Origin of the sequence: Streptomyces mesophilus (assembly GCF_040300965.1) — a bacterium.
In the GTDB taxonomy this organism is placed as follows: domain Bacteria; phylum Actinomycetota; class Actinomycetes; order Streptomycetales; family Streptomycetaceae; genus Streptomyces; species Streptomyces mesophilus_A.
Genome location: NZ_JBEPEW010000211.1, coordinates 1 through 10,628 on the forward strand (window position 1 = coordinate 1; position 10,628 = coordinate 10,628).

General features: G+C 72.5%; 13 protein-coding genes. 9 read left to right on the forward strand and 4 right to left on the reverse strand.

All coding sequences use genetic code 11. From position 1 onward, the window contains the following. Positions 1 to 503 (forward strand): prolyl oligopeptidase family serine peptidase (locus ABT367_RS38450; RefSeq protein WP_352258249.1); only part of this gene is annotated, 503 nt, incomplete at its 5' end. Between the two features lie 17 nt (positions 504 to 520). After that, complete coding sequence (locus ABT367_RS38455; protein WP_352258267.1) at positions 521 to 1,528, forward strand: S66 peptidase family protein; 1,008 nt, start codon at positions 521 to 523, stop codon at positions 1,526 to 1,528. An 86-nt stretch (positions 1,529 to 1,614) separates the two neighbouring features. On the opposite strand, the gene ABT367_RS38460 is transcribed toward ABT367_RS38455, so the two are convergent. Next, entirely contained in the window at positions 1,615 to 2,439 is an 825-nt protein-coding gene (locus ABT367_RS38460; protein WP_352258251.1) for a class I SAM-dependent methyltransferase, read from the reverse strand. 189 nt (positions 2,440 to 2,628) lie between these two features. Between ABT367_RS38460 and ABT367_RS38465 the strand changes: the two genes are divergently transcribed. The 6 genes from ABT367_RS38465 (at position 2,629) to ABT367_RS38490 (ending at position 8,009) form a co-directional block, all read left to right on the forward strand. Next, complete coding sequence (locus tag ABT367_RS38465) at positions 2,629 to 2,868, forward strand: DUF1049 domain-containing protein (protein ID WP_199546181.1); 240 nt, start codon at positions 2,629 to 2,631, stop codon at positions 2,866 to 2,868. Next, on the forward strand, positions 2,865 to 3,191 hold the full coding sequence (locus ABT367_RS38470) for a hypothetical protein (RefSeq protein ID WP_352258253.1): 327 nt from the start codon (positions 2,865 to 2,867) through the stop codon (positions 3,189 to 3,191). The genes ABT367_RS38465 and ABT367_RS38470 overlap by 4 nt, the downstream gene beginning before the upstream one ends. Before the next feature lie 47 nt (positions 3,192 to 3,238). Next, positions 3,239 to 3,784 carry a GNAT family N-acetyltransferase gene (locus ABT367_RS38475; RefSeq protein WP_352258254.1) on the forward strand — a complete coding sequence of 182 codons (546 nt, stop codon included), beginning with the start codon at positions 3,239 to 3,241 and terminating at the stop codon, positions 3,782 to 3,784. Between the two features lie 61 nt (positions 3,785 to 3,845). Continuing rightward, positions 3,846 to 4,952, forward strand: coding sequence for a methyltransferase (locus ABT367_RS38480; RefSeq protein WP_352258255.1), 1,107 nt, complete (start codon positions 3,846 to 3,848; stop codon positions 4,950 to 4,952). 73 nt (positions 4,953 to 5,025) lie between these two features. After that, entirely contained in the window at positions 5,026 to 5,928 is a 903-nt protein-coding gene (locus ABT367_RS38485) for an arginase family protein (RefSeq protein ID WP_352258256.1), read from the forward strand. A gap of 107 nt (positions 5,929 to 6,035) precedes the next feature. Continuing rightward, positions 6,036 to 8,009 carry a DUF5107 domain-containing protein gene (locus ABT367_RS38490; protein WP_352258257.1) on the forward strand — a complete coding sequence of 658 codons (1,974 nt, stop codon included), beginning with the start codon at positions 6,036 to 6,038 and terminating at the stop codon, positions 8,007 to 8,009. 69 nt (positions 8,010 to 8,078) lie between these two features. On the opposite strand, the gene ABT367_RS38495 is transcribed toward ABT367_RS38490, so the two are convergent. After that, positions 8,079 to 8,435, reverse strand: coding sequence for a VOC family protein (locus ABT367_RS38495; protein WP_352258259.1), 357 nt, complete (start codon positions 8,433 to 8,435; stop codon positions 8,079 to 8,081). A 93-nt stretch (positions 8,436 to 8,528) separates the two neighbouring features. On the opposite strand from ABT367_RS38495, the gene ABT367_RS38500 reads away from it, so the two are divergent. Beyond that, on the forward strand, positions 8,529 to 9,125 hold the full coding sequence (locus ABT367_RS38500; protein WP_352258261.1) for a phage holin family protein: 597 nt from the start codon (positions 8,529 to 8,531) through the stop codon (positions 9,123 to 9,125). A gap of 21 nt (positions 9,126 to 9,146) precedes the next feature. Here the strand turns inward: ABT367_RS38500 and ABT367_RS38505 are convergent, their stop codons facing one another. Both ABT367_RS38505 and ABT367_RS38510 read right to left on the reverse strand, forming a co-directional pair. Then, positions 9,147 to 9,674 (reverse strand): hypothetical protein, encoded by a 528-nt coding sequence (locus ABT367_RS38505; protein WP_352258263.1) that lies wholly within the window; start codon positions 9,672 to 9,674, stop codon positions 9,147 to 9,149. Positions 9,675 to 9,760: 86 nt separating this feature from the next. Further along, on the reverse strand, positions 9,761 to 10,628 hold an 868-nt coding region (locus ABT367_RS38510), incomplete at its 5' end, for an enolase C-terminal domain-like protein (protein WP_352258265.1).

Genomic DNA, 10,628 nt, shown 5'->3' on the forward strand with positions numbered 1-10,628 from the left:
CGGAGGGCACCGCCGACCCTGACCGGCTCGCCATCCGCGGCGGCAGCGCGGGCGGCTGGACCACGGCCGCGTCGCTCGCCGGCACCGATGTGTACGCGTGCGGCACGATCATCTATCCGGTGCTCGACCTGGAGGGCTGGGCGACCGGGGAGACCCATGACTTCGAGTCGCACTATCTCGAATCGCTCGTCGGGCCGATCGCCGAGGTCCGCAGCCGTTACGTGGAGCGTTCACCCGCGGCACAGGCCGAGCACATCACCGCTCCCTTCCTGCTGTTGCAGGGACTCGACGACGTGATCTGCCCGCCGAGCCAGGCCGAGCGTTTCCTGACGCGGATGGCCGGCCGGAGGGTCCCGCACGCCTACATCGCCTTCGAAGGGGAGGGGCACGGCTTCCGTCGCGCCGACACCATGATCAGGGCGCTCGAGGCGGAACTGTCCTTGTACGCCCAGGTGTTCGGACTCAATCCGCCCGGCATCGCGACGTTGGAGCTGAGCAAATGAGGCGGGACGGGGAGACCATGGTGAGCGGCTGGGACGATCCGGGACCGACCCGGGGCGTCGCGCCCCTCACCCGGCCGCGTAGGCTCGCGCCCGGCGCGCGCGTCGCCGTCGTCGCGCCCAGCGGGCCCGTGCCCGAGGAGCGGCTCGAGGCGGGCCTGGACATCCTGCGCGGCTGGGACCTCGACCCGGTGGTGGCGCCCCATGTCCTGGCCGTGCACCCGAAGTTGCGCTATCTGGCCGGGGACGACCGCGACCGGGCCGCGGATCTCCAGGCGGCCTGGTGCGACCCTTCCGTCTCCGCGGTGTTCTGCGCGCGGGGCGGCTACGGGGTGCAGCGCATGGTCGATCTGCTCGACTGGGACGCGATGCGGGCGGCCGGGCCGAAGGTGTTCGTGGGGTACAGCGACATCACGGCGCTGCACGAGGCGTTCGCGGCGCGGCTCGGTCTTGTCACGCTGCACGGGCCGATGACGGCAGCCGCCGACTTCCTCAAGAACGCCCGTGCGCAGGAGCACTTGAAGGCCACGCTGTTCGCACCGGAGACGGTGCAGACGATCGCGGGCGGCCGTGCTCTGGTGCCGGGGCGCGCCCGAGGAGTCACCCTCGGGGGCTGTCTGGCGCTGCTCGCCGCCGATCTCGGCACTCCGTACGCCCGGCCGTCCGCGCGTGGCGGACTGCTGTGCATCGAGGACATCGACGAGGAGGACTACCGCATCGACCGTCTCCTCACCCAGCTCCTGCGCAGCGGCTGGCTGGACGGGGTGGCCGGGGTGCTGCTCGGCTCCTGGGAGGAGTGCGGACCGTACGACGAGGTGCGCGCCGTGTTCGCCGACCGGCTCGGAGACCTTGGCGTACCGGTGGCCGAGGAGTTCGGCTTCGGCCACTGCGACGGCGCCCTGACGGTGCCGTTCGGGGTGCCGGCTGTGTTGGACGCGGGTGTGGGGGGGGGTGCGGGCGCGGACGCGGGTGCGGGTGCGGGTGCGGGGATGGTGGAACTCCGGCTGGAGGTACCGGCGTTGCGGTGAGGTGGGGTCGTGGGCTCAGGCCGGGTGAGCTGGGCCGGCGGGTCCGGGGCGGGGGAGCGGGCGGAGCGGGGTGGGGAGCTGGGACCTTACGACGTGATGGCGAACCCGTAGCGTACGAAGCGCACCGCGTCGCCCAGCCCCGGTACCCGGGCCAGGTTCCGCAGCACGGTGCGGGAGGCCGGGCCGGGCCGGGTACGGCCGATCTCGTCCAGGGCCGGCAGGTCGGCGAGGAGCCGTAGCGGCGGGTGCGCGCGGGCGAACGCCGCCGGGGAGTGCAGCGCCCAGCGGAAGCGGGTGTCCGCGCGGCGCAGCGTCGGGTGGAGTCCCGAGACGGACCGTACCCAGGGGGCCACCGCGTCGAAGACCAGCCGGCCCGTCGGGAAGGTGCCCACGACCCGGTTGACGAGGCGGCTGACGTCATCCGGCGGCAGATACATCAGCAACCCCTCGGCCACCACCATCGTCGGCCTGTCCCTCGGCAGCTCGGACCACCACCCGGGCTCCGTGACCGACGCGCCCACGCTCCGTACCCCATCGACGGGCCCGTACAGACGCTCGCGCAGCTCGATCACCTCCGGATAGTCCACGTCGATCCACACGGCCGAGGCCGGCCGGGCCACCCGCAGCGGCCGGCTGTCCAGACCGCAGGCCAGATGCAGCACCAGAGCGTCCGGATACTCGTGCAGAAACTCGGCGGTCCAGGCGTCGAAGCGACGGGCACGGGCGGCGACCAAGGACGCGGCACCCCGAAGGCTCCGCAGCCGCCCGAAGTCGTAGTCGATCTGTTCCATGATCCGCTGCGCGTGCGGGTCACCGAGGACGGGCCGCGCACGCCGGCTGTCGACGGCGCGCAGGTACAGCGTCATCAGCAGGGTTTCCTTCTCCCGGCCGAGGTGGACCTGCTGCGTCATGGACCGTCTCCGTTCCCGAGGTGGCGCCGTACCCCCAGTGAGCCGGAACCTCGCGCCGGCGGCCACCGGCCCTCACCCGTTAGGCCCACTGCGCCACCCGCAGGGGCACCGGCCGCGTGCGCCCCCGGCGCCCACCTGCTCATGCTGACCTCAGGGGGCGACGGCGTTACCCCGGACGGAAGGTCCCGCATGAGCTCCAACAACTCCAAGAGCGGCAGTGGCGGCAAGGCCAAGGGGCTGATGACACCCGGACGTCTGACCGTCGCCGCGATCGGCATCCTCGGCCTGATCTTCATTTTCGAGAACACCCGCAGCACCAAGATCCGCCTGCTGATCCCCGAAGTGACCATGCCCCTGTGGATGGCGCTGCTGCTCACCGGCGTGATCGGTGCCCTGTGCGGGGCCTACCTCATCAGGAGACGGAAGTGACCACACTCATCCAGCGCGCGGCCGTGCTCACCGGCACGGTGCTCGCCGCGACGGCCCTCACCGTGACGACAGCCGCGGCGGCCGGTCCGCCGATGCCGGACTTCCGGGGCAAGGCCCTGATGGACGTCTTCCAGACGGTCGACTACCGCACCCGTGTCGACATCCGCGACGTCAGCGGCTTCAACCGCAACATCCTCTGGCCGCTCAACTGGAAGGTCTGCTCCCAGACACCGGCGCCCGGCGTCGAACTCGAGGGCCAGGCCCTCAACATCGGTGTCGTCAAGAAGACGGAGACCTGCCCCAAGGCCGCCGCGAAGAAGTAGCCCAGGCCCGAGAAGTGGCCCCGTCCGCGGGGTTCTAGGGTTCGGGCATGTCCCACAGCACCACCTTTCTCGCCACAGGGCCTCGCGTCGGCATACGTCATCTCACGTACGCCGATGGCGAGGCCTTCACCACGCTCGCCCGCGCCAGCCGCGAACTGCACCACCCCTGGCTCGCGCCACCGGTCACGGCCGAGCAGTACGCGGTCTACGCGGAGCGGCTGATCGAGGACTCCTCGCGTGCCGGGTTCCTCGTCTGCGAGCGCGACAGCGGTCGGATCGCCGGCTACGTCAACATCAACAACATCGTCAAGGGCGCGTTCCTCAGCGGTGCGCTCGGCTATGGAGCCTTCGCCCACGCCGCGGGCAAGGGGCTGATGACCGAGGGCCTGCGGCTCGTCATCGCGTATGCCTTCGGACCCGCGCTCGCCCTGCACCGCCTCGAGATCAACGTCCAGCCGCGCAACGCCGCTTCGATCGCGCTCGCGCGCCGTTGCGGATTCCGCCTGGAGGGGTTCTCGCCGGACTTCTTGTACATCGACGGGGCGTGGCGCGACCATGAGCGGTGGGCCCTCACGCGGGACATGGTCCGGTAGCGCACGCCACCGCACGCGTCGCCGGAGAGAGGGCCAGGGGGAGCTGGGGAGAGGACGCGCCATGACTGCGGACATTCCGGGCAGCGGGACCAAGGGTCCCTCCGACGAAACCAGCCTGCCGGACACCACCGAGCAACCGCCCGCGACCCCGGTACGAGCAGCCGGCCGCCCAGCCCCGCTCCAGCCGGCCGACCTCGCCGACCTCGCCGATCTGGCCACCCCCATGGCCATCCGTGCGGCCGCGACCCTGCGGATCGGGGAGTCCCTCGACGACGGGCCGCGTACCGCACGTGAACTGGCCGCCGTCGTGGGCGCCGACGCCGGCGCCCTGGAGCGGATGCTCGCCCACCTCGCCGCCAAGGGCGTCCTCGACCGCGACGGCGAAGGCCGCTACACGCTGACCGCGCTCGGCGCGCCCCTGCACTCCGCCGACACCTCCGACCTGCACCCCTGGCTCGACATGGCCTCCCCGGTGGGCCGCGCGGATCTGTCCCTGGTGGAACTGCTGCATTCCGTACGGACCGGGCTGCCGGGGTTTCCGCTCAGGTACGGGGCGTCGTTCTGGGACGACCTCGCCACCACGCCGGACCGACAGGAACGTTTCGACGCCCATATGAGCCGGGACATCGGCACCGAAGGACCGGCGCTCGCCGCCGCCTACGACTGGGCCGCGCTGGGGCGCGTGCTCGATGTCGGCGGCGGCAACGGCGCGTTGCTCACCGCGCTCCTCAAGGCGCATCCCGATCTGCGCGGCAGCGTGCTCGACCGGGACCGCACCGCCGAGTCGGCGCGGATACGGTTCACCGCCGAGCGGCTCAAGGGGCGGGCCGATGCGATCGAGGGCAGCTTCTTCGACGAACTCCCCGCGGGATACGGGGGTTATCTGCTCTCCTCGATCCTCCACGACTGGGACGACAGCTCCGCCCTCGCGATCCTGCGCCGGTGCGCGGAGGCGGCGGGCAGTACGGGTCGGGTGTTCGTGATCGAGAAGATCGGCGGCGACGGGGAGCAGGTGCGTACCGAAATGGACCTGCGGATGCTGGTGTTCTTCGCGGGCAGGGAACGCACGGCGCCCCAACTCGCCGAACTGGCAGGGGAGTCGGGCCTCAAGCTGGTCGCCGTGCACCCGGCGGGGGCGCTCGCGGTGGTGGAGTTCGCCGCCGGGTGACCGGATCCACCTGATCCCACAAGCGCGTGGGCGCCCCCTTGAGGGGGCCACCCCGCTGCCCGAGGATGAACCCATGCGACGCATCGTGGTCCTCGACGCCCCCTCCAACCTGGGACTCCGCCCGCCGGCCCCCGGCACCGTACCCGGCGTCTACAAGCTGGCCGGCGCGCTCAGGGAGCAGCGGATCGTGCAACGGCTCGGCGCGTTCGAGGGCGGTGTCGTGGTCCCGCCCCGCTACGACCGCGGCGACTGGAAGGAGGGCGACGGGGTCTTCAACGCCGCGGCCATCGCGTCGTACACCGTCAAGCTCGCCGACCGGATCGAGCATCATCTGCGGGCCGGGGACTTCCCTGTCGTGCTCGGCGGTGACTGCTCGATCCAGCTGGGCGCCTCACTCGCCATGCGCCGTATCGGCCGCTACGCGCTCGCGGCGATCGACGGCTCGACCGACTTCCGGCACCCCGGCAACTCGCAGCGGATCGGCGCGGCCGGCGGCGAGGAACTCGCGCTCGCCACCGGACGCGGCCAGGACGACCTGACCGATCTGGAGGGACTGCGGCCGTATCTCAAGGACGAGGACGTACGGCTCCTCGGTATCCGGGACAACGATCCGCAGCGCGACGAACTGCGGACGCTCAGGATTCCCCACGCGAGCGTCGGCGAAATCCGTGAGTGGGGACCGGCCGACATCGCGGGCGCCGTGCGGCAGTCCCTGGAGATCACCGAACTCGAGGGCTTCTGGGTGCACTTGGACGCCGACAGTCTCGACCCGGAGGTCATGCCGGCCGTCGACGCACCCGACCCCGACGGCCTCCAGGCGGACGAACTGCGCACCCTGCTCGGCACCTTGGCGTCCTCCGACCACTGCGTCGGCCTCAACATCACGATCTACGATCCGGACCTCGACCCCGACGGCTCCGCCGGCGCACTCCTGACCGACGTGGTGGTCGAGGCTCTGATGGGTTCCGCGCCCTGAGGCGCCGATCGGCTCGACGCCATGACGCCCCGGTCGGCTTCGGCTTTGCGCAATCCTGACCCGAAGGTCCCCTGGTCACCGATGCGGTCAGCGGGTTCCATGGTCAGGTGACGACGATCCGACGTGCCGAACTGACTCTGCCCGGCGCCCCCTTGGGCCTGTCGAATCCGCTGCCCGCCCTCTGCCCGCCGGCCGAAGTCCACTCCGTCCGCGTCGACGAGCGGCTGCGGGAGTCGCTGCCGCTCGACATGCGGCGCCAGCTCGGCTACCGGCCCCTGCGCAGCATCCTGCCCACAGCGATGGCCGACGGCTACGACCGCACCCGCACCGACCTCACCCTCGACACCCTGATCCTGGAGAACTCCCGGCTCGAGGTCACCGTGCTGCCGGGGCTCGGCGGCCGGATCCACTCCCTGCGCCACAAGCCCACCGGCCGTGAACTCCTCTACACCAACCCGGTGTTCCAGCCGGCCGCCTTCGCGCTCAACGGAGCGTGGTTCTCCGGCGGCATCGAATGGAACATCGGCGCCACCGGCCACACCACCCTGTCCTGCGCCCCGGTGCACGCCGCCCGCGTCGAGGCCCCGGACGGCACCGCGATGCTGCGCCTGTGGGAGTGGGAGCGGCTGCGCGACACCCCGTTCCAGGTGGACCTCTGGCTGCCCGAGGACTCGGATTTCCTGTACGTGGGCGTCCGGATCCGCAATCCGCACGAGAAGGCCGTGCCCGTCTACTGGTGGTCGAACACCGCGGTCCCCGAGGAACGCCGGGTCCTCACCCCCGCCGAAGAAACCTGGCACTACGGCTACGAGCGCGCCCTGCACCGCGTGCCGGTCCCGTACTTCGAGGGCTCCGACCGCACGTACCCCCTGAACAGCCCCCATCCCGCGGACTACTTCTACGACCTGCCCGAGGACGCGCGCCGCTGGATCACCGCACTCGACGAGCACGGCCACGGACTCGTGCAGACCTCCACCGACCGGCTGCGCGGCCGCAAGCTCTTCACCTGGGGCGGCTCCGCGGGCGGCCGGCGCTGGCAGGAGTGGCTCACCGAGCCGGGCACCGGCGGCTATGCCGAGATCCAGGCCGGACTCGCCCGCACCCAGCTGGAACATCTGCGTCTCGAGGCGGAGGGCGAGTTCAGCTGGTGCGAGGCGTACGGTCCGCTGAGCGCCGACCCCGCCCGGGTGCACGGCGCGGACTGGGCCGCGGCGCGCGAGGAGGTGTCCGCGCGCCTCGAAGAAGCGCTGCCGCGGGCCGAGGTGCAGAAGGCGTACGAACAGTGGCGGCAGTGCGCCGACACCGAACCGGGCGAGCGGCTCGCCACGGGCTCGGGCTGGGGAGCGCTCGAAGTCCTGCGCGCCGGGCTCAAGTTGCCCGGCACCCCGTTCGACGAATCCACCCTCGACGCCGAACAGGCGCCCTGGATCGAGCTGGCCCACGCCGGCTCGTATCCCGAACCGCGCCGGGTGACCCCGCCAGGACCCACCCTGGTCGCCCCGCACTGGCGGGACATGCTGGAGACCGCGCCCGCCGCACCGCTCACCGAGTACCACCTCGGCGTCGCGCAGTGGCACGCCGGGGACTTCGCCCAGGCTGTGCGCAGCTGGGAGCGCGGGCTCGAACTCGCCCCGTCCGTCTGGCCGTTGCTGCGCTGCCTCGCCGTGGCCGACCGCGAGGCGGGGCAGGTGCAGCGCGCCGCCGACCGCTATGCCGAGGCCTTCGCCGACCTGTGCGCCGAACGCCGTGAGGCCGAGGTGTGGACGGCCGCCTGCGCGGCGCTCGGCCGGGAGGTCATCGAGACCCTGATCGCCGCGGGGCGCCCGGCCGAAGCGCGTGGCGTGTGGGAGGGGCTGCGTCCGGCCACCCGCGCACAGGGGCGGTTCCGTCTCCTTGAAGCCCGACTGCTGCTGGCCGAAGGGGACAAGGAGGGCGCCCGGCGCATCTTCGACGAGGGGTTCGAGGTCGCCGATCTGCGCGAGGGCTCCGAGCTGCTCGCCGAGCTCTGGGCGGCCGTCAGCGACGACCCGCTCCCCGAGCGCTACGACTTCCGGATGCGGCCCGTACGGGAGGACGGCTGACCGGTGTGGCGGCCGGCCCATGTACCGGCCCACCTGCGGAACGGCCCGGCCGGCCTGCGGAACGGCCCGCTATCCCCGTACGGAACGCTGATCCGCGTACTCGAAGACGGTGCCGTCCGGATGGACCGCGATCAGATTGCGGCCCGCAGGGGTCGGCACCGGGCCCGCCACGATATGGGCGCCCGAGGCGGCGAGCACCTGCTGTGCCTCGTCCACGTCGGGGACCGCGATGGTCGCGGTGACCTTGCGCAGCACTTCGAGCTCGGCCTCGGGGCCGCTCATCAGCAGAAAGCAGCCGACCGCGGCGACCTGTACCCCGCCCCGTTCGAAACGCAGCGCCCTGGTGCCCGCGAGCCGCTCGTAGAAGGCCACCGAGGTGTCCAGATCCTCGACGCAGATCCGCAGCGTGGTCCCCAGAATCTCCATGGCACCGAGGGTAGTTGGGGTCGGGCGGCCGGGAGATCGTTTCCGGGGAACGCACCGGAGTTAGGCGCACGGGCACAGGGGTACCCGGCCGCCATGGAACGCACTGGACGCACAATTACGGACCCGACGGAGAAGGCCATCAGCGACACCCTCGCCCAGGTCGTCCGCGACACGGTGCGTGAGGAACTGCATGCCGAGCTCCGTGAGGAACTGCGCAAGCAGACGCTCAAGCAGCGGCGCACGGCCTCGCTGTACGCGGCATCGGGCGCCGTCGCGCTGTACGCGGGCGCCGCCTGTGCGCTCGCGCTCGGCCTGGTGTTCGCGATCGGTCTGCCGGACTGGGCCGCCGCCCTGATCATGGGTGTGCTGCTGGCCGGCGCGGCCTACGCGCTGCGCAACGCGGCCCGGCCGCACCCGGCCCCCAAGCCGCACGAGGGCGAGCACGAGGCCCGTGCGCAGGAGGCGGCCATGCCCGAACGGAGCCGGGCGTACCAGGGGATGGCCCCCGAATCGTCCGAAGGCCGTGAGCCGAGGGCGCCCGAACCCACCCCGGCCCCCGGTGTCCCGCCCGTCGCCCCGCCCGGCGGCGCCGCCGGCGCCCCCGTACCGCCGGTCGGGCCCCCGCCCACCGAGCCCCCGCTCGAACCGCGGACTCCCAACCCCGGCCCGCCGCCCGGTCAGCAGCGCTGATCACCACGTGGCGGCAGGGGGTCACCAGCCGGTCGCGGCGATGACCTCCCGGGCCACCTGAGTCACCGACCTGCCGTCGGTGGCGACCCGCACCGTCCCCGGCGCGGCGTGCTCATCGAGCCGCCGCGCCATCTGGGCGCTGCGCCTGAGCTGTTGCTCCAGCTCGGAGCCGCGTTCGCGCTCACGGAGGCGGGCCGCCGCCGTCTCGTCGGAGGCGGTGAGCAGCACGTGGTGCATGCGGACGTCTTGGCCCAACGCCCCCTCGAACAGCCACTGTTCACCGTCGAGGACGGCCGCGGTGTTGGTGTAGATCAGCCGTCGGCAGCCGAGTTCCGCGTAGTTCGCCCACAGCGCGGCCAGATTGCGCCCGGTGATCCCGGAGCGGTCCGGGTCACCCGGCGGCGCCGGATGGATGTGGTCGAGGAGATCGCCCTCGATCAGGGCGTGCGCCACCGACGCCGCCCGCAGCAGCGCGGACACCTCGTATCCGACGGATGACTTGCCGACCCCGGAACGGCCGCCGATCAGCAGCACCTCTGCGCTCTCCATGCGGCAGAGGCTCGCACGCCGGCCACCATCCACGCCACGCGATATGCCCCGTGCGCCAGGCGCCCCCCCGCCCCGCGATACGCGTCCTACGCCACCCGGTACTCCTCGATCTCCTCCGCCCGCAGATGCAGCCCGTGCCCGATGCCGCCGTCCGGGCGCACCACGCCGCCGGTCGGATCGAGGACTCCGTCGAAGAACATCGACTCCACCCGTACGTGGTCGTGGAACCACTCGATGTGCCGCAGGTTCGGCACGCTCGCGGCGGCCGCCGCATGGGCGTGCGGCGCACCGTACGCGGAGATCTCCAGGCCGTGCGCCTGGGCGAGGGCGGCCGCGCGCAGCCAGGCCGTGAGGCCGCCGACCCGGGTGGCGTCCGCCTGCAGACAGTCCACGAGCCCTGCCGTACGGGCGAGTTCGGCCAGGTCGTCCGCGTGTCCGCCCGCGGTGACATCGCAGACCGCGCGGTCGCGTACGAGACCGAGCCCTGTAGGGTCTTCGCGCGGCACGGGCGCCTCGAACCAGCCGACCTCGAGCTCGGCGAGCGCGTGCCCGACGCGCACGGCCTGCTTGCGCGTGTACGCGCCGCCCGCGGACACGTACAACTCGGTGCGCGGGCCGATGACCTGGCGGGCCGCGCGCACCCGGGCGAGATCCCGGAGCACGGCGCGGCCGCCGCACTCGCCGATGCGGATCTTCACCCGGGGGATGCGCTGCCCGTGCACCCAGCCGCCGAGCTGGGCGGCCAGATGCGTGTCGTGGTACGTGGTGAAGCCGCCGCTGCCGTACACCGGCACCGCGTCGTGTGCGGCGCCCAGCAGCCGCGGCAGCGGAAGCTCCAGGAGGCGGGCCTTCAGGTCCCACAGGGCGATGTCGAGGGCCGACAGAGCGCAGGCGGTGAGCCCGCCCGGCGCCGCCTCGCCCAGGGCGCAGCGCATCGCCTCGTGCGCCGCCGGG

Bases quoted from the DNA above. Each gene is read 5' to 3' on its own strand.
- ABT367_RS38465 (WP_199546181.1), top strand. From the start codon at position 2,629: ATGAGCTCCAACAACTCCAAGAGCGGCAGTGGCGGCAAGGCCAAGGGG.
- ABT367_RS38500 (WP_352258261.1), top strand. From the start codon at position 8,529: ATGGAACGCACTGGACGCACAATTACGGACCCGACGGAGAAGGCCATC.
- ABT367_RS38505 (WP_352258263.1), bottom strand. From the start codon at position 9,674: ATGGAGAGCGCAGAGGTGCTGCTGATCGGCGGCCGTTCCGGGGTCGGC.
- ABT367_RS38485 (WP_352258256.1), top strand. From the start codon at position 5,026: ATGCGACGCATCGTGGTCCTCGACGCCCCCTCCAACCTGGGACTCCGC.
- ABT367_RS38475 (WP_352258254.1), top strand. From the start codon at position 3,239: ATGTCCCACAGCACCACCTTTCTCGCCACAGGGCCTCGCGTCGGCATA.
- ABT367_RS38480 (WP_352258255.1), top strand. From the start codon at position 3,846: ATGACTGCGGACATTCCGGGCAGCGGGACCAAGGGTCCCTCCGACGAA.
- ABT367_RS38455 (WP_352258267.1), top strand. From the start codon at position 521: ATGGTGAGCGGCTGGGACGATCCGGGACCGACCCGGGGCGTCGCGCCC.
- ABT367_RS38495 (WP_352258259.1), bottom strand. From the start codon at position 8,435: ATGGAGATTCTGGGGACCACGCTGCGGATCTGCGTCGAGGATCTGGAC.
- ABT367_RS38460 (WP_352258251.1), bottom strand. From the start codon at position 2,439: ATGACGCAGCAGGTCCACCTCGGCCGGGAGAAGGAAACCCTGCTGATG.